This is a genomic window from Solitalea longa (assembly GCF_002920915.1).
In the GTDB taxonomy this organism is placed as follows: Bacteria; Bacteroidota; Bacteroidia; order Sphingobacteriales; family Sphingobacteriaceae; genus Solitalea; species Solitalea longa.
Window position 1 is genome coordinate 275,297 of sequence record NZ_PQVF01000002.1, and the last position, 17,508, is coordinate 292,804.

The 17,508-nt window shown below is 38.4% G+C and carries 15 protein-coding genes; 10 read left to right on the forward strand and 5 right to left on the reverse strand.

Annotated features, from left to right (window positions below; all coding sequences use genetic code 11):
- Positions 1–7: 7 nt before the first annotated feature.
- Positions 8–1,198: an MFS transporter gene (locus tag C3K47_RS03765; protein WP_103787779.1), complete on the reverse strand. Its 1,191-nt coding sequence runs from the start codon at positions 1,196–1,198 to the stop codon at positions 8–10.
- A gap of 164 nt (positions 1,199–1,362) precedes the next feature.
- Between C3K47_RS03765 and C3K47_RS03770 the strand changes: the two genes are divergently transcribed.
- The gene (locus tag C3K47_RS03770; protein WP_103787780.1) at positions 1,363–2,070 is read left to right on the forward strand and encodes a head GIN domain-containing protein; all 708 of its coding nucleotides are present in this window, start codon (positions 1,363–1,365) and stop codon (positions 2,068–2,070) included.
- A 69-nt stretch (positions 2,071–2,139) separates the two neighbouring features.
- Here C3K47_RS03770 and C3K47_RS03775 read toward each other — a convergent pair whose 3' ends face one another.
- Both C3K47_RS03775 and C3K47_RS03780 read right to left on the reverse strand, forming a co-directional pair.
- The gene (locus C3K47_RS03775) at positions 2,140–3,789 is read right to left on the reverse strand and encodes a beta-N-acetylhexosaminidase (protein WP_103787781.1); all 1,650 of its coding nucleotides are present in this window, start codon (positions 3,787–3,789) and stop codon (positions 2,140–2,142) included.
- 97 nt (positions 3,790–3,886) lie between these two features.
- On the reverse strand, positions 3,887–5,311 hold the full coding sequence (locus C3K47_RS03780; protein ID WP_103787782.1) for a S41 family peptidase: 1,425 nt from the start codon (positions 5,309–5,311) through the stop codon (positions 3,887–3,889).
- Positions 5,312–5,552: 241 nt separating this feature from the next.
- Here C3K47_RS03780 and C3K47_RS03785 point away from each other — a divergent pair, with 241 nt between their 5' ends.
- From C3K47_RS03785 to C3K47_RS03810, 6 genes are all read left to right on the forward strand, one after another.
- Entirely contained in the window at positions 5,553–6,785 is a 1,233-nt protein-coding gene (locus C3K47_RS03785; RefSeq protein WP_103787783.1) for an NADP-dependent isocitrate dehydrogenase, read from the forward strand.
- Positions 6,786–6,881: 96 nt separating this feature from the next.
- Positions 6,882–7,505: a M949_RS01915 family surface polysaccharide biosynthesis protein gene (locus C3K47_RS03790; protein WP_103787784.1), complete on the forward strand. Its 624-nt coding sequence runs from the start codon at positions 6,882–6,884 to the stop codon at positions 7,503–7,505.
- Positions 7,506–7,636: 131 nt separating this feature from the next.
- Positions 7,637–7,945: an FtsB family cell division protein gene (locus C3K47_RS03795; RefSeq protein ID WP_103787785.1), complete on the forward strand. Its 309-nt coding sequence runs from the start codon at positions 7,637–7,639 to the stop codon at positions 7,943–7,945.
- Positions 7,946–8,152: 207 nt separating this feature from the next.
- The gene (locus C3K47_RS03800) at positions 8,153–8,962 is read left to right on the forward strand and encodes a universal stress protein (RefSeq protein WP_103787786.1); all 810 of its coding nucleotides are present in this window, start codon (positions 8,153–8,155) and stop codon (positions 8,960–8,962) included.
- 41 nt (positions 8,963–9,003) lie between these two features.
- Positions 9,004–9,990: a 2-hydroxyacid dehydrogenase gene (locus C3K47_RS03805; protein WP_103787787.1), complete on the forward strand. Its 987-nt coding sequence runs from the start codon at positions 9,004–9,006 to the stop codon at positions 9,988–9,990.
- A 33-nt stretch (positions 9,991–10,023) separates the two neighbouring features.
- On the forward strand, positions 10,024–10,380 hold the full coding sequence (locus C3K47_RS03810; protein WP_103787788.1) for an arsenate reductase family protein: 357 nt from the start codon (positions 10,024–10,026) through the stop codon (positions 10,378–10,380).
- Positions 10,381–10,417: 37 nt separating this feature from the next.
- Here C3K47_RS03810 and carA read toward each other — a convergent pair whose 3' ends face one another.
- Positions 10,418–11,515: a glutamine-hydrolyzing carbamoyl-phosphate synthase small subunit gene (carA, locus tag C3K47_RS03815; RefSeq protein ID WP_103787789.1), complete on the reverse strand. Its 1,098-nt coding sequence runs from the start codon at positions 11,513–11,515 to the stop codon at positions 10,418–10,420.
- Positions 11,516–11,576: 61 nt separating this feature from the next.
- Here carA and panB point away from each other — a divergent pair, with 61 nt between their 5' ends.
- The 3 genes from panB to C3K47_RS03830 all read left to right on the forward strand — a co-directional run bounded on the left by panB (position 11,577) and on the right by C3K47_RS03830 (position 14,600).
- Positions 11,577–12,392 carry a 3-methyl-2-oxobutanoate hydroxymethyltransferase gene (gene panB, locus C3K47_RS03820; RefSeq protein ID WP_103787790.1) on the forward strand — a complete coding sequence of 272 codons (816 nt, stop codon included), beginning with the start codon at positions 11,577–11,579 and terminating at the stop codon, positions 12,390–12,392.
- A gap of 71 nt (positions 12,393–12,463) precedes the next feature.
- On the forward strand, positions 12,464–13,174 hold the full coding sequence (locus C3K47_RS03825; protein ID WP_103787791.1) for an RluA family pseudouridine synthase: 711 nt from the start codon (positions 12,464–12,466) through the stop codon (positions 13,172–13,174).
- Between the two features lie 130 nt (positions 13,175–13,304).
- Positions 13,305–14,600, forward strand: coding sequence for an NCS2 family permease (locus C3K47_RS03830; RefSeq protein ID WP_103787792.1), 1,296 nt, complete (start codon positions 13,305–13,307; stop codon positions 14,598–14,600).
- Between the two features lie 550 nt (positions 14,601–15,150).
- Here the strand turns inward: C3K47_RS03830 and C3K47_RS03840 are convergent.
- On the reverse strand, positions 15,151–17,469 hold the full coding sequence (locus C3K47_RS03840) for a glycoside hydrolase family 3 N-terminal domain-containing protein (protein WP_103787794.1): 2,319 nt from the start codon (positions 17,467–17,469) through the stop codon (positions 15,151–15,153).
- Positions 17,470–17,508: the final 39 nt, after the last annotated feature.

Here is a 17,508-nt window from a genome sequence, read left to right on the forward strand (position 1 = left end):
CAACTATTTATTGTGTTATGGATCTGGCAAGATTTCTTTTTGAAGGATAAGTAAAGGCGTAAATAATTATGGAAATTAAAGAGAAAATAACACCGATCGAACAAACACCCAGCCATTGGTAATCATCCCAAATCGATAAACCAATTGCCGATCCTAATGCCGTTCCTATAAAGCTTCCGGTCATAAAAACCGTATTTATCCGGTTTCGAGCTTCCGGAATTAAGGCATAAATGCGAGTTTGATTTGAAACATGAATGCTTTGCATGCTCATATCCAGCAAAACGATTCCTAGGACCAAGCCGATTATACTTGTTCGGGAACAATATAGAAGGACGAAAGAAAACATAATAAATACTAATCCAAAGCCAATGGTAATCCTTGGGTTGCGCTTATCAGCAATCTTACCGATCAAAGGCGCCATTAAAGCACCCATACCGGCTGCCAAACCAAATAGTCCAATGGTATTGGCATTAAAATGAAAAGGCGAAGCCGATAATAGCAATACCATAGTTGTCCAAAACATACCAAACGATGCAAAAGTTAAGGCATTTAGGGCCGTAGCTTCACGTAAAACCGGCTGTTCTTTAATCAAATAGATCAATGAACGCATGAGCTGAGCATAACTGCCCTGAAAACCTGGCTGGCTTACAGGAAAGACAAAAAACATTATTATAGCAAGCACAAAACATATTGCCGCTGCAATGTAAAACATGGCCCTCCAGCCCCAAAGATCGCCAACAAAACCACTTAACGTCCTCGACAATAAAATGCCAATAAGCAAGCCGCTCATAATGGTTCCTATGATACGCCCGCGCTGTTCTGGTAAGGTAAGATTAGCGGCCATCGGGATTATTAATTGCGGAACCATGGAGGTGAATCCAATCAACAGGCCGGCAATCTTAAGTATAAATATATTTTGGGTTACCGCAGCTCCAATTAGGGCTACAGCCGAAGCAAGTGTCATAATTATGATCTGCTTCTTACGTTCAATTTTATCTCCCAAAGGTGTACAAAAAAATAAGCCAAGAGCATAACCCAACTGGGCATAAAAATTAATTTGCCCTGCATTGCTTTCTGAAACATGAAACTCTTTACTGATTAATACGACTAATGGCTGACTGTAATAAATATTGGCTACAATTAGGCCGGTTGCGAAAGCCATGAAAAGCACCTGTGCTCGGTTTAAATATTGCGTCATTCAATTAATTTAAGGATACAAAGATAGGTTCATCTAAAGGCAAAGCTGTAAACTAAAACGGATTGTTTACTTTTTAAAGAAAAAGTAAACGGAGCATGCAACTTTTAATCAATGCCTACGTCATTAATAAAAACCTATCACTCACTAAATAAGAATATTTTATCATGAAATTTTTGACCAAAACCCTTCTAACCTTAGCACTAGTTTTTGGCATCTGGAGCACTTCGTTTGCACAAAATCCGGGTATTAGCCCTAGTGTACATGATTTCAACGGCATCTCTGTTGGGGGGCCCATTAATGTAATTGTAACTATGGGTAATGAAGAAGCTCTTAAAATTGAGGCTTCAGAAGAAAATTTAAAAAACTTGATCGCCGAAGTAAAAAACAACACCCTTGTGCTGAAACTCAAAAACTCTAATTACACCTGGAAAAGAAACGAAGACAATATAACTGCTTATGTAACAGCCAAACAACTTAATAACCTTTCAGTTGGCGGGTCGGGAACGTTAAAAATTGAAGGAACCCTAAAAACAAATGATGCAGATATAACGGTTAGTGGATCTGGAAGTATTCAGGTAACAATTGAAACATCTTCATTAGAAAGCACAGTAAGCGGCTCAGGCAATATTAAAATTTCAGGTACTGCAGATAAATCGGACATCAAAGTTAGTGGTTCAGGCGAATTTAAAGGACAAGATTTAAAGACTAACAATACTTCAGCTGTGATAAGTGGCTCGGGACATGCCAATGTGCACACAGATGGAAAATTAGATGCCGTAATTAGCGGTTCAGGAAGCGTGAATTACAGCGGAGCTGCAACAAATATCGACACGCGTACCAGCGGTTCTGGCAGAGTAAAAAAAGTAGATTAACCTATTTTATATCGATAACAAAAACGCCCGTTTTTAACGGGCGTTTTTGTTTAACACAATTCCCGAAAATTATTTATCGCCTGATAAAATATGCTTTGCATAATTGACTTTCAATTCATCCAGTCGTAAAGCCTGCTTTTTAAACCTTGCTAAAAAATCATTATAATTCTTCTTGTTTTTTGATGACCATACCACTTCTGCCAGCGCAATAGCTCTCGGAAACACCATGTACTCTGCATGTTCAGGAGTGGTAATGTATTCTGTCCAGAGATTTGCCTGAGCCCCTTTAATATAATTTGCCTCTTCTGGTGTTAAAGAATCAGGAACCGGATCGTAAGAATATACTTTTTCAACCGGTATAAATCCGCCTATTGCTAAAGGTTCATTTTCTGACTTAGACTGATAATGATCAAGATAACAAAAGCCTCCCGGAGTCATTATTACATCATGATGTTGTTTAGCCGCTGCTATACCGCCTTCTATCCCTCTCCATGACATTACTGTAGCATCAGGAGCTAATCCACCTTCCAATATTTCGTCCCAACCAATTATCCGACGACCTTTCGAATTGATAAACTTCTCCATTCGTTGAATAAAATAGCTTTGCAATTCATGCTCATCTTTTAATCCTTTCTCTTTTATCAATGTTTGACAATGGTAGCAGTTTTTCCAACGAAGCTTCGGACATTCATCACCACCAATATGAATGTATTTGCTCGGGAACAAGTCCATTACCTCTGTTAACACATTTTCAAGAAATTTAAAGGTAGTATCTCGCGGACAAAACACATCGTTAAATACACCCCAACGGGTTGCAACTTCATATGGGCCTTGTGTACATCCCAACTCTGGATATGCCGTTAAAGCAGCCAATGCATGCCCGGGCATTTCAATTTCTGGGATAACATTTATAAAACGATCTTGAGCATATTTTACTATTTCTTTAACTTCTTCTTGAGTATAAAAACCTTCGTAAGTATTACAATCGTATTTCCGGTCCATAATTGGCGTGCCCGTAGTGGTTTTGCCTACTGCAGTTTCTTTTCTCCAGGATCCCATAGAGGTTAATTTCGGATACTTCTTAATCTCAATTCTCCAGCCCTGATCATCGGTTAAGTGCCAGTGGAAAGTATTGAATTTAAACAGCGCCAACAGGTCGATGTATTTTTTGATAAACTCAACGGGAAATGTGTGGCGGCAAACATCCAAATGCACTCCACGATAATCAAAACGCGGCACATCCTGAATAACTGCACATGGAATGCTCCATTTCACAGATGAAACCTGTTGCTTTTCTTCAATTTGTGGAGGCAATAACTGACGCAGTGTTTGAACAGCCCTGAATATACCAGCAGCGGTTTTAGCTCGAACATCAACTATGCTTTTAGAAATCGATATCCGGTATTCCTCTTCATTTTTCATCCCCGGATCAAGGGTAAACACCAATGCGTTTTTGGGCACATTTCCACCCAATTCCAATTGATAACCAGTTGAATTTTTCACCAATCCGACCAAAAAATCAACGGCTTTTTTAAGCTGCTCATCCTTATTATTCAGTACAATTTTGGTAGACGCATTTATTACAAACTCCCCTTTTTTAGCAATCAGCGTTTGGGGTAAGGGTATTATAGGATAACGGTCGGCATTTGTTTGTGCAACCGCTGAAAAATTAAGCAGTAAATAACCGAAAAGCAGCAATAGCTTAGAATTGATATTCATAATGAAGAAATTGATTTTTAAGATGGAATTCTAAAGATAAAAAAGATGGCCGAAAAGTTTTCACATTTCGGCCGTCTTTTTAAATTATATTTAAAAGCTATCGCATTAATCGCTTAAGCTTTGGATAATCATCATGTAATGACTTAAATGCCATCGGTTTTCTGTCAATTGAGAAAGCAATTTCTTTTAAATTGAAAGCCGACAACGTTCTAGCCGATTCAGTAGCTTTTGCACTGGTAACAACATTGCCTGTGATTTGAACCAATGCCTTATTAAGCAGCACTTCATTAATATCACCGAGTGGTTTTAAATCAAGTCGATTATCTAAATCTTCAATATCTGGAACAAAACCAGTACTATAATCTGATTTACCCAACGAGTTGAAGCTTTTAGTAACAATTGGCTGCATTCCCCATTTAATTTTTCCGGTTTCGTCTGTCACAGTTATTGAACCCACATTTTTACCGTACGTTTTCGCGCCAATTAGCACAACTGTCATATATGGTTTAAGTCCGTTTATTAGCAATTCGCTGGCTGAGGCAGTATGATTACCGGTTAACACATAAAGTTTATTAATACTGTTACCGATGTTATTGGCTTTTGCGATAAACTTACCCAGTAAAAAATCGGCACCAAGAGATGGATCGTTCAAAATCTCTTTTGTTACCTGCGCATTGTATTGTTTCTTATAAAAAACTTTGCTGGCATCAAGATCTTTAACAATTAAGCTGGCTAACAAGGTTGATGAAGTAACCAATCCTCCGGTGTTAAATCGAAGATCTAGTACCAGATCAGTAACCCCCTTTGATTTAAATCTTCCAAAAACTTCATCCATTTTCTTATCGTACTTTTTGGTGTCATTACCCGGATCGGCCACAAACTGATTATAAACAAAATAACCTACCTTTTTATTGTTGAATGTATAAACCGAATCGAGAAACACCGGATCTTCTTCAATTTCAAGGGCAACCAGGCTTTTGGTTTCTTTATCTACAAATAATCCGTTTGAAAGAGTTGATGTTGTTACGCTAAAAGATTCCAATCCAAAAAGCAGATCGTAATAATTAGAAGTATTAAGTTGTGTTCCGTTTACCTTTGAAATTATATCTCCCCTCTTCAACCCAGCTTTTGCAGCCGGTGAGCTAGGCAGAACGTACATTATATGACCAATGATATTAGAACCTACACCGGTGGTATACAATTTCAACTCAAAACCAACAGATTTGGTAACGCCATTTAAAGAATTTTGTAAGTCGCTGGCACTTTCCTGGATCCATGAAAAGCGGTCTTCGGTTTTATAAAGCAACGACTCGAAATATTTTTCAGGGTCTAAATTCTTATCTGTTTTTGAAGGGATTTTATCGGTCCAGTAATACAAATACCGCATATTATCATCAATCCAGTTGTTCACCTCTTGATATTGATTTGGCTTTGGATCGTCTTTTTTACAGGATAATATTAAGGTGGTGGCGAGTACAATCAAAGCCCCATAAATGCGAAGCATACTTCTTGTTTTCTTCATAAGTTTATGCTAATTACAGCTAATAAAATTTTAGTATTGGCCCCAAAATTAGAAAAATAACCGACTGGCAAAACATGTTTTCAAATTCTTTTCTGCACAAGTTATAATTCTCGAACTCTTTACGTTAGGCGGCATTTGAGTCAGCTCGTACTATTTTCAAATTCTCTAATTTTAGCCTATTCACATCCATGTATTTTTATAAATTTGGGCTCGATTTGAAAAACTTCATAAAATTCACATTATGTCAATAGAAAAAATTAAAGTTGCCAACCCTGTAGTTGAATTGGACGGCGACGAAATGACCCGTATTATCTGGAAATTTATCAAGGACAAATTGATTCTCCCTTATTTAGATCTTGATATTAAATATTATGACTTAGGTATTGAGCATCGTGATGCTACCAATGACCAAGTGACTATTGACGCAGCTGAAGCTATTAAAAAATACAACGTTGGTATCAAATGTGCCACCATTACTCCTGATGAGCAACGCGTTGAAGAATTCAAACTGAAACAGATGTGGAAATCACCAAACGGCACCATCCGTAATATCTTAGATGGTACTGTTTTCCGTGAGCCAATTGTTTGTGATAACGTTCCTCGTTTAGTTCCTAACTGGACTGCTCCTATCTGTGTTGGTCGTCACGCATTTGGTGATCAATACCGCGCTACTGATTTCGTTACTAAAGGAAAAGGTAAATTAACGATCAAGTTTGAAGGTGAAAACGGTGAGGTAATTGAGCATGAAGTTTACAACTACAAAGGTGATGGCGTTGCCTTAGCAATGTATAATACTGATGAGTCGATCCGTGGTTTTGCACGTTCATGCTTTAACCAGGCGATCATGAAAAAATGGCCTTTATACCTTTCTACAAAAAACACCATTTTGAAGAAATATGATGGTCGTTTCAAAGATATTTTCGAAGAAATTTACCAAGGTGAATTCAAAGCTGAAATGGACAAATTAGGCATCACTTATGAGCACCGCCTGATTGACGACATGGTTGCTTCTGCTTTGAAATGGAACGGTAACTTTGTTTGGGCTTGTAAAAACTATGATGGCGACGTACAGTCAGATACAGTTGCTCAAGGCTTTGGTTCATTAGGTTTAATGACTTCAACTTTAGTTACTCCTGATGGCAAAACTATGGAAGCTGAAGCTGCTCACGGTACTGTAACCCGTCACTACCGCGAACACCAAAAAGGTAAACGTACTTCAACTAACCCAATTGCATCTATTTTCGCCTGGACTCGCGGTTTAGAGTTCCGTGGTAAATTAGACGGTAACCAAGCCTTGGTTGATTTCTGCCAGGCACTAGAGCAAGTTTGTGTTGAAACGGTTGAGTCGGGTAAAATGACCAAAGACTTAGCAGTTTGTATCTACGGTAACAATGTTACTCCTGATCAATACTTATATACTGAAGATTTCTTAGCAGCAATTGACGAAAACTTGAAAGCTAAATTAGCGAAGTAAATTTTCGGAAATTCACCCACAGAAATTGGATTTCAATTTATAAAAGAGGTTGCACATTTAGTTGTTCAGCCTCTTTTTCTTAACAGCCAGCCTCTCATGAAAAACGTTATTGCACTACTATTTTATCTAAGTATACTCTCAACTGCTTCATTCGCACAATTAAAGCCTGTAAAAATCAATGCAACCAAAATACCTGCATACATAAAATACAAAGGAAAATTTATTGAAGGAATTGAATGGACCGATAAATCTGGTAAAAACACTTTGTTGCTTACCGAAACCGGTGAACAATGGAAAACCAACGATGACTATAATTATCGGGAACAATATTTATATGCTTATCACTATCTAACTACTGATAGCTTAAAATTGGATTGGAAAATTCAGGATTATGTGAAGGAGTGTGAGGTTGATGTTTTGGCTAACTTTGTTAAAAACTCGACCAGCATCACTGATTTAAACAATGATGGCGTTGCCGAAATTTGGCTTATCTATCGGGTTGCCTGCCGTGGCGATGTAAGCCCGAGTACAATGAAAATAATAATGCACGAAGGCTCGAAAAAATACATCGTTAGAGGCGAATCAAAAGTTAAATATTCACAAACTGATTACGCAGGAGATAAAATGGTTTTCGATGTATCTTTTAATAATGCTCCCGAAAGTTTCAAAACCTATGCAACACAACTATGGAATAAATATGTACTTGAAAAGTTTGAATAGTCTTCATTTTGCTTTAAAATAGAAAAGCTTAAAAGAAGTTAAATCTCCATTGCACTTTAACTTCCTTTCATTAAATTTGAGAGAATTTAATTGCATCAAAAGCAATTATTAATACTTTGAGACTCAACACCATGCAAAAAGCACTATCCATCATTAAAAACAAATATTATTTAGCACTGATATTATTTTTTGTATGGATGCTGTTTTTAGACCGCAATGATTTTATTTCTCAATACGAATACCGCCAAAAACTTTCGCAGATCCGAAAAGATCAGGATTACTATAAAGAGGAGATTATTAAGGTAAAGAAAGATGTTAAAGAACTTTCGACCGACCCTGCCCAACTCGAAAAATTTGCCCGCGAAAAATACCTGATGAAAAGAGACAATGAAGATATTTTCGTCATTGTTCCTGAAGAGGACGAGAAAAAGGATAAATAGTCCTATTTTTTCTGTTTGATATAAATCACCTTACTGAAAACAGGTACTCTACCAAATTCAACAGTTTATCTGTAAATTAATGTTGTAAATTTTATATTGTATGAAATAGTTTGGATAACAGCTAACTGTTACCAGGCACGTGCATGACCATAATCATATTTTACAGCATGGAGTTTATCTATTTTTAATCATATCAAAACCTTAAAAATGAAAACTATTTTAGTTCCTACCGATTTTTCTAAATCTGCTAATAACGCTTTAATGTTTGCCAAAAACCTGGCTGTAAATCATAACTATAGAATAAAACTCCTGCATATTGTGCAAACAATGGTTGACCCGAATATGCCTCCTGAGATTATTGATGAGGTATTAACTACGCAGGAAAAAGAAGCCAAAGAGCATAATGAAGCACTACAGAAAGAGATAGAGAGTGCGGGCATTGAGGTTGAAAGCGTTACCCGTCGTGGTTTTTTGATTGAAAGCGAAATTCTGGATGAACTCACTCAAGGCAATATCAACTTAATTATCATGGGAACCAAAGGAGTAGCCGATTTGGTTGATAAGCTTTTGGGAAGCAATGCTTCTTCAATAATAGAACGAGCTAGCTGCCCGGTACTGGTGGTACCATCGCTGGCCAACCCTGATAAACCTATTAAAAAAATTGTTTACGCAACACAATTTCATGGTGAAGAACTGCCGTATATTGAACGAATTATTGATTTCTCGGATAGTATTAATGCCGAAACAACCATATTAAAAATCACCACCAATGATAAGCAAGAAGAATCACTGATCAATAAGCTGAACCTTAGCTCAGCCAGTCACAAGTGCAAAATTGAAACGTTTTCGGCTCATTCTGTTTCTGAAGGAATTAGTGAATACTCAAAGAAAAACAATACAGACTTGTTAGTTATGGTCACACACAAGCGTACGCTATTAGAAAAGTTCTTCAACCCAAGTATCACTAAAAAATTAGCCGAACATGTGAATGTGCCTCTACTGGCTTACCACGGATAATAGTTAAATCAATACAGGGATTTTCAATTAAACGCTCTCGTATGAAAATCGCTTTCTTTTCTAGCCGTCAATACGACATTGATATTTTCAATGCATTGAATGAGCAGTATCAGCATAAACTCGAATTTTTCGAACCCGAACTAGATGACAAATATGCTGTGCTGGCCAAAGGATTTGATGCGGTTTGCATATTTGTAAACGATGGTTTAAACGCATCTATCATAGCCCAATTGGCCGATTACGGCATAAAAGCTATCTTTCTACGATGCACCGGTTACAACAATGTAGATCTTGAAGCAGCCAGAAAAAACAACATTTTGGTTTACCGGGTAAGCTATTATTCCCCCTATTCAGTTGCGGAATATGCCATGACTTTAATTTTAGCCCTAAACCGAAAAGTGTATAAATCTTATAATCGTATTAAGCGGGGCAACTTTGAGCTAGAGGGGCTGATGGGCTTCGATTTACATAAGAAAACGGTGGGCGTTATTGGCACAGGCAAAATAGGCAAAGTGTTTACCGATATATTACGAGGTTTTGGTTGCAGGATTTTGGCCTATGACCTGTTTCAAAATGAAGACTGCTTACGCTCAGGCGTTACTTATACTGACCTGAATCAGCTCTTTGCCGAATCAGATATCATTAGCTTGCACTGTCCTTTAACTCCTGAAAACCGCCATATTATTAATGAGGATGCTATTGCTTTAATGAAACAGGATGTAATGATCATTAATACCAGCCGTGGGCAATTGATAAATACAAAAGATATAATCGACGGTTTAAAATCTGGCAAAATTGGATCATTGGCAATAGATGTTTACGAAGAAGAAGCTGAGCTGTTTTTCAAAAATCTATCAGATAAGATCATACAAGATGATATTTTTGCACGTCTCTTAACTTTTCCGAACGTTCTTATTTCAGGGCATCAAGCCTTCTTTACCAAAAACGCCCTTGATGACATTGGCCATGCAACACTGCAAAATGCTAATGCGGCGGCAGAAGGAAGAACGAATGAAAACAGTTTGTAATTTGTAATTTCGCAGCTTATTCATTTAACTTCCATGAGCAAAATATTTCATTTATCAACCTGCAGTACCTGTAGTAAGATCATAAAACAAGCTGAAGAAGCAGGAATTAAGTTTGAAAAGCAGGACATTAAAACAGAGCAAATTTCAGCAGCAGAACTTGAAGCAATGATGAAGCTGGCTGGCTCTTACGAGGCCTTATTCAGTCGCCGCTCGCAAAAGTTCAGACCAATGGGTTTACACGAAAAAAATCTGACTGAGAATGATTATAAAGAATTGATCCTTCAGGAATATACTTTCCTAAAACGTCCGGTAGTAATTTCGGGAGAAAAGATCTTTGTAGGCAACAGCCCGAAAGTGGTAGAAGAAATGGTTGAAAAATTAAAACAATAGACCATAATCCAGTGGACCATGGTCTATTGACTATGGTCTATTTCAACATCGACACAAAATCATCGAATAAATAACGTGAATCATGCGGACCTGGAGAAGACTCTGGGTGATATTGAACAGAAAATGCTTTCTTTCCTTTAACTCTGATTCCTTCAATGGTACCATCGTTTAAGTTTACGTGCGTAATTTCTACTTTATCTGATGCTTTCACCTCTTCAGGTTTCACAGCAAAACCATGATTCTGAGAAGTTACCTCACAATGATTTTTGATCACATTTTTAACCGGGTGATTTAAACCGCGGTGACCGTTTTTCATTTTGTAGGTTGAAATGCCATTTGCTTGCGCCAGCATTTGGTGACCTAAGCAAATACCGAACATTGGTTTTTCGGCAGCAATAATTTGCTTAACGGTTTCAACTCCGTAAGGCATTGCTCCCGGATCGCCCGGACCGTTGGAAATGAAATAACCATGAGGATTCCATTGTTCCATTTCGGCAAACGTAGTTTTTGCAGGGAATACTTTACAGTAAACACCACGTTCATCGAAATTGCGCAGGATATTTTTCTTTACCCCTAAATCAAGAACAGCTACACGGAATGAAGCTTCCGGATCACCATAGAAATAAGGCTCTTTGGTACTTACTTCCGAAGAAAGCTCTAAACCTTCCATAGAAGGAACTTCTTTCAATTTCTTTTTCAACTCTTCGATATCAAGAGTTTCAGAAGAAATAATTCCGTTCATTGCACCTTTATCACGAATATGACGAACCAACTGGCGGGTATCCACATTGCTGATCGCCACAACATTTTCATTCAGATAGTATTCCTGAATTGATTCGTCAGCCATTTTACGTGAGTAATTCGACGTAAAATTTTTACAAACCAATCCGGCAATTTTTACCGAGTCAGATTCAACTTCATTGTCACTGATACCATAGTTACCAATATGTGCATTGGTTGTTACCATGATCTGCCGATAATAAGAAGGATCTGTGAAAATTTCTTGATAACCGGTCATTCCGGTGTTAAAACAAATCTCGCCGGTGGTAGTTCCAATCTTACCGGCTGCTTTTCCGTGGAAAACTGTACCATCTTCGAGCAACAGTACAGCAGGGATTTTCTCGAACGTGCTCATTAAGTTGCAAAGGTAGAAAAAATCAGGTATTTTCGCCTGCTTTTATTCAAAATTCCACAAAATGTCAGTCAATACCGAAATCCGTAGAATTACTACCAACACCGTTCAGGAAATGAAGCTGAATGGAGAGAAGATATCCATGCTAACTGCTTATGACTTTTCTACAGCGGTAATACTGGATTCGGCGGGCATAGATGTTCTTTTGGTGGGTGATTCGGCCTCGAATGTAATGGCTGGACATGAAACTACATTGCCAATTACCCTTGATCAGATGATCTATCATGCCGCCTCAGTTGTTAGGGGAACAAAACGTGCATTGGTAGTTGTGGATCTGCCCTTTGGTTCCTACCAGGGAAATTCGAAGGAAGCACTGGCATCAGCTATTCGTATAATGAAAGAATCAGGTGCGCATGCTGTTAAACTTGAAGGTGGCTTAGAAGTAAAAGAATCAATAGAACGCATTATCTCTGCCGGCATACCTGTTATGGGACACTTGGGCTTAACCCCACAGTCGATCTATAAGTTCGGAACCTATACTGTTAGGGCTAAAGAAGAAGCTGAAGCCAATAAATTACTCAGCGATATTCAACTTTTGGAAAAAGCAGGATGTTTTGCTGCTGTATTAGAAAAAATCCCGGCGAAACTAGCCAAAGAAGCTACCTCTTTAGTAAAAATACCAACTATTGGTATTGGTGCCGGACCAGACGTTGACGGACAAGTTTTAGTGGTTAATGATATGCTTGGCATCACCAAAGGTTTTAAACCACGTTTCTTACGACAATACCTGAATTTATTTGAGGAAATTGGCGGAGCTGTTAAACAATACATTGCCGACGTAAAAAGTTCTGATTTCCCAAATAAGAAAGAGCAATATTAAAAATTACAAGTTTAGAAGTACAAAGTAATTTCGGCATTGTACTTTCTTCTTCTAACTTTTAACTTTAAGTTATGGGAAAGGGATTAGCAGACACCTACTCTTACAAAGATATTGAGGTACTTTATGAAGACAACCACTTGCTGGCTATAAATAAGCCGGCAGGCATTGCTGTGCAGTCAGACGAGTCGGGCGACAAGCCATTGATTGACTTTGTAAAAGATTATATAAAACACACTTACAACAAGCCTGGTGCCGCTTTTGCCGGCTTGATCCATCGACTGGACCGACCAGTTAGCGGGGTGATCCTATTTGCCAAAACCAGCAAAGCCCTTGAACGTTTCAACAAGCTTTTTAAAGGACGTGATATTCACAAAACCTATTGGGCAATTGTAAAAAATCAGCCACCCAAAACCGAAGACACCTTAATTAATTATTTAAAGAAAAACCCTCAAACAAATACCTCAAAAGCGTACGACAAAGAAATAGAAGGAAGCCTGCGTTGTGAGTTGAGCTATAAGATCATTGGTCGATCGGATTCATATTTCTTACTGGAGGTTAATCCTGTAACAGGCAGACACCATCAAATTAGGGTCCAGCTATCGAATATAGGAAGCCCGATCAAAGGAGATCGGAAATATGGTTTCCAACGGTCAAACCCCGACTGGAGCATTAATCTCCATGCCCGAAAGATTATTTTTGAGCACCCTATTAAAAAAGAACCGATGGAAATTGTAGCTCCATTACCCAAAGATCCGGCCTGGCATAACTTTGGAACTAAATAAAGGTAGAAGTACTTTTAACTTCCTACCTCGCAACACTTCATCAATCTAAAATCTTAAATCGTACTTCGTACTTTGTACTTCTAACTTTATTCGTCTATTTTCATTAAATTCAACATACCAGAATCTATGTATGTTTGAAAAACTCTTTCAGCTTTCGGCACATAACACTACTGTTAAAACTGAAATTCTTGCCGGAATTACCACCTTTATGACCATGGCCTACATTTTGGCGGTTAATCCCGCCATTTTGGGAACTACAGGCATGGACAAGCAGGCTCTTTTTACGGCTACTGCCCTAGCAACAATTGTGGCAACGGTAACCATGGCATTTTTGGCCAATTTACCCATTGCTGCCGCACCAGGCATGGGCCTGAATGCCTTCTTTGCGTTTACCGTGGTACAAATTATGGGGTATAAATGGCAAATGGCCATTACTGCTGTTTTTATTGAAGGACTCGTTTTCTTAGTGCTGACCTTTTTTAATGTCCGTGAACTTATCATCAATAGCATTCCTAAGACCTTAAAAGATGCCATTCCTGTAGGTATTGGATTGTTTATCACCTTTATTGGTTTACATAATGCCGGGCTGGTGGCCTCAAACCCTGATACGCTGGTAACACTGGGCGACATGCACAACCCGAATGTTATAGTAGGCTTAATAGGATTACTACTCACCGGAGTGTTGGTGGCCCTCAACGTAAAATCAGCTATTTTAATTGGAATTATTATAGCCGCATTAGTCGGTATCCCTTTGGGGGTTACTCATTTACCTCAGGAGCATTGGGTTAGCCTTCCACCGTCACTGGAACCCATTTTTGCAAAATTTAATTGGAATGAGATTTTAACAACAGACATGCTGGTGGTGGTTTTAACTTTTTTGTTTGTTAATCTCTTTGATACCGTTGGAACGCTATTGGGAGTGGCTGCTAAAGCTGGGTTAATAGATGCAAACGGAAACTTCCCTAAAGTTAAACAGGCATTATTTGCCGATGCATTTGGAACAACAGTAGGAGCTGTATTAGGAACAAGTACCGTTACTGCCTATGTCGAAAGTGCATCCGGGGTAGCCGCCGGTGGGCGTACAGGGCTTACTGCATTGAGCACCAGTGGAATGTTTGTAATTGCTTTATTTTTTGCCCCGGTATTTCTTATGGTTCCTTCTTCGGCTACAGCTCCGGCCCTGATCATTGTGGGCTTATTCATGGTCTCGTCAATTGCAGCCATAAATTTCTCCGATTTTACAGAAGCAATTCCTGCCTTTATGACCATGGTAATGATGCCTTTTACCTACAGCATTGCCGAAGGTATAGTTTTCGGAATGATCTCATTTGTATTTATTAAGCTTTTCACAGGCAAGGCTTCACAAATAAGTATCACCGTCTACATTATCGCCACCCTGTTTCTTATAAAGCTTTTTTGGGCATAAAAAAGCAGCATCAGAATACCAATGCTGCTCTCTAAATTTCTTATTTGTCTACTTCCTTTTTAAAGAACCTGTTTTTTTAATTTTAGTACAATTGTTTTCTTCATAAATGGACTGTTTTCTTTAATAAATAGGGATAGGGTAAAAGTTGACTAAAACTAATGATTAAGCCTGATTAAAAAATATATAAAACGACAAACGCCGAACCTAAAGCCCGGCGTTGTCTATAAATACAACATAGTTATTATTCAATTAATACTGGGTAATTATTGTCGTCTAATGGACACAACCACAGTTGAGGTCTTTATCAATAATGTTGATGAGTACTGTATTAGCAAAGTTATTATTATTAAGCTAAACCCAAACTTTAGTTCTATCAATATTTTCAAAAGTTATAGAGCCGTTCTATTTAAAATCGATACGAACATAATAGGTAATAGCTATAGATTGATGGAGGGATTTAAGAAGATGAGTAAAGTAAGGAAGGAAAGTTAGCGTAAAAACAAAAAAGTGGGCTTTGAGTTACTACCCAAAGCGCCACTAACCAATTCAATTAATCACTACTTGTAGTACCTTCTAAAACTGAAATGGAGGTTTTTTGATCACCGATCTGAATCATAAATTCACCAGGTTCAGTTACACGTTTCAGATCATTATTGATGAATGATAGTCGTTCTCTGTCAATTTCAAACGAAACAGTTTTAGTTTCGCCTGGCTGAAGTGCCACTTTTTCAAATCCTCTTAAACGTTTTGCTTCAGGAGTAATTGAGGCCACTAAATCTTTAGCAAACAATAACACTGATTCTTTTCCGGCAACTTTGCCAGTATTGGTCACTTCAACAGAAACTGTAATTTTTCCGTTTTCGGCAATTTGGTTATTGCTAACTTTTAAGTTTGCATACTTAAATGTTGTATAGCTTAAACCATAACCAAACTCCCACTGAGGGTTGTATCCTGCCCACTCATCGAAAGGCAATGTTTCAGTGGTTTTATGGTAATAGTTGTGAAGGCTGTTTGAACTACGAGGATATGTATAAGGCAGTTTTCCGCTTGGATTAATTTTACCTGCCAACACATCGGCAATTACATTACCACCTTCGTTTCCTAACAAGAATGCATGAACCACAGCAGAGCTTAACGGTTCAATTTCTGCCAGTACACGCGGACGTCCTTCGGTTAACACAAATACAATTGGTTTTCCGGTAGCAGCAAGGGCTTTCGCCAATTCAATTTGTGATTTTGAAATATCAAGGTCACCAATATTACCAGGTGTCTCAGTATAGCTATTTTCACCAATACATAATACAATCACATCAGCTTTTGCTGCTTTGGCAACAGCTTCGCTAATGCTTGTGGCATCAGTAAAGGATGCACCTTCGCTGTAATCAATATTGGCGGCACCGAAAGTTTTTTGAAGACCCTCGAAAATGTTATTCTTATCTGCTTCGGTAACATCGCTGTTTAAACCTTGCCAGTTACGACTCCATCCTCCGTTTAAGGCACGCATTGATTTTGCAGCAGGACCAGTAACCAAAATCTTAGCAGTTGAAGCTAATGGAAGAATATTATTGTTGTTCTTTAATAAAGCAACACATTCGGCAGCAACATCATAGTTAACTTTTGAATGATCCGCACTGTTAAACGCAAGGTAATCTTTAGCGTTTCCGGTTGGATTATTGAATAAATCAACTTCAAATTTCACTCTTAATACACGTCTTACAGCATCGTCGATACGGCTCATTGGCACCTTACCTTCTTTAGCCAATTCAATTAATGCATCACAAAAGGTATAATCGGTTGGCACCATGCTCATATCAATACCGGCATTAATGGCCATCATTACCGCCTCTTTATTGTCTTTCGCCACATGATGACGTTGGTATAAATACTCAATATCCTGCCAATCGCTTACTGCAAAACCTTTGAAGTTAAGTTCGCCTTTTAAGATATCTGTTAATATATGTTTGTTGGCATGTACAGGTACACCGTTAATTTCACCGCTATTTACCATCACTGTTTTCGCGCCAGCCTTTACAGCTTCAGCAAACTGTGGTAAAAAATATTCACGTAATTCGCGTTCCGGAATCCATGCTGGTGTACGATCATGACCACTTAGCGGCATGCTGTAACCCATATAATGTTTTAAACAGGCAGCAACATGAAATTTATCTGTCACCAGGCTCTCTCCTTGAAAACCCTTTACCATAGCTTTACCCATTTCAGCTACCAGGTAAGGATCTTCACCAAAGGTTTCCCAAATACGTGGCCATACCTGATTGCGCCCTAAATCTAACACAGGACTGAAAGTCCATGGAGTAAACGAAGCTCTTGTTTCGTAAGCGGTTATCTCCGCAGCTTTCCTCACCATTTGCGGGTTAAAAGAGGCAGCCTGTGCAATTTGTTGAGGGAACAGCACCGAGTTGGCGGTATAGTTATTACCATGAATGGCATCGATACCATATAAAACCGGAATTTTATTAGGTGACTCAAGCGCCATTTTCTGTATGGTTTCAATAACGCCCTGCCAATTTGCAACCGTTTGTGCATCGCCACCAACATTAAGGATAGATCCTACTTTATGGGTGCGAATACATTCACTAAGTTTATCAAGATCAAGCTGATGAGGCTCTACCACTTTACCGCTTTCAGTTTTGAGCAAAATCTCGATACTAATTTGAGTCATCTGCCCTACTTTATCTTCCAACGACATTTTAGCCAGCAACTCGTCAATCTTCTTCTCAATATCGGCAGAAGTTAAAGGAGTAGCAGCCGTTTGTGCAGGAGTGCCTTTTGTTTTTTTAGTTTGGGCATAAGCACCAGAGCAAACTGCAGCTGCTAACAGCAGCGTTAATGATACTTTATTAAATTTCATATTGGTTGTGTGAAGCGAAGAGGATAAATTAATCGGTTT

Bases quoted from the DNA above. Each gene is read 5' to 3' on its own strand.
- C3K47_RS03830 (WP_103787792.1), top strand. From the start codon at position 13,305: ATGTTTGAAAAACTCTTTCAGCTTTCGGCACATAACACTACTGTTAAA.
- C3K47_RS03810 (WP_103787788.1), top strand. From the start codon at position 10,024: ATGAGCAAAATATTTCATTTATCAACCTGCAGTACCTGTAGTAAGATC.
- C3K47_RS03825 (WP_103787791.1), top strand. From the start codon at position 12,464: ATGGGAAAGGGATTAGCAGACACCTACTCTTACAAAGATATTGAGGTA.
- C3K47_RS03805 (WP_103787787.1), top strand. From the start codon at position 9,004: ATGAAAATCGCTTTCTTTTCTAGCCGTCAATACGACATTGATATTTTC.
- carA (WP_103787789.1), bottom strand. From the start codon at position 11,515: ATGAGCACGTTCGAGAAAATCCCTGCTGTACTGTTGCTCGAAGATGGT.
- panB (WP_103787790.1), top strand. From the start codon at position 11,577: ATGTCAGTCAATACCGAAATCCGTAGAATTACTACCAACACCGTTCAG.
- C3K47_RS03785 (WP_103787783.1), top strand. From the start codon at position 5,553: ATGTCAATAGAAAAAATTAAAGTTGCCAACCCTGTAGTTGAATTGGAC.
- C3K47_RS03790 (WP_103787784.1), top strand. From the start codon at position 6,882: ATGAAAAACGTTATTGCACTACTATTTTATCTAAGTATACTCTCAACT.
- C3K47_RS03840 (WP_103787794.1), bottom strand. From the start codon at position 17,469: ATGAAATTTAATAAAGTATCATTAACGCTGCTGTTAGCAGCTGCAGTT.
- C3K47_RS03795 (WP_103787785.1), top strand. From the start codon at position 7,637: ATGCAAAAAGCACTATCCATCATTAAAAACAAATATTATTTAGCACTG.
- C3K47_RS03780 (WP_103787782.1), bottom strand. From the start codon at position 5,311: ATGAAGAAAACAAGAAGTATGCTTCGCATTTATGGGGCTTTGATTGTA.
- C3K47_RS03775 (WP_103787781.1), bottom strand. From the start codon at position 3,789: ATGAATATCAATTCTAAGCTATTGCTGCTTTTCGGTTATTTACTGCTT.
- C3K47_RS03800 (WP_103787786.1), top strand. From the start codon at position 8,153: ATGAAAACTATTTTAGTTCCTACCGATTTTTCTAAATCTGCTAATAAC.
- C3K47_RS03765 (WP_103787779.1), bottom strand. From the start codon at position 1,198: ATGACGCAATATTTAAACCGAGCACAGGTGCTTTTCATGGCTTTCGCA.
- C3K47_RS03770 (WP_103787780.1), top strand. From the start codon at position 1,363: ATGAAATTTTTGACCAAAACCCTTCTAACCTTAGCACTAGTTTTTGGC.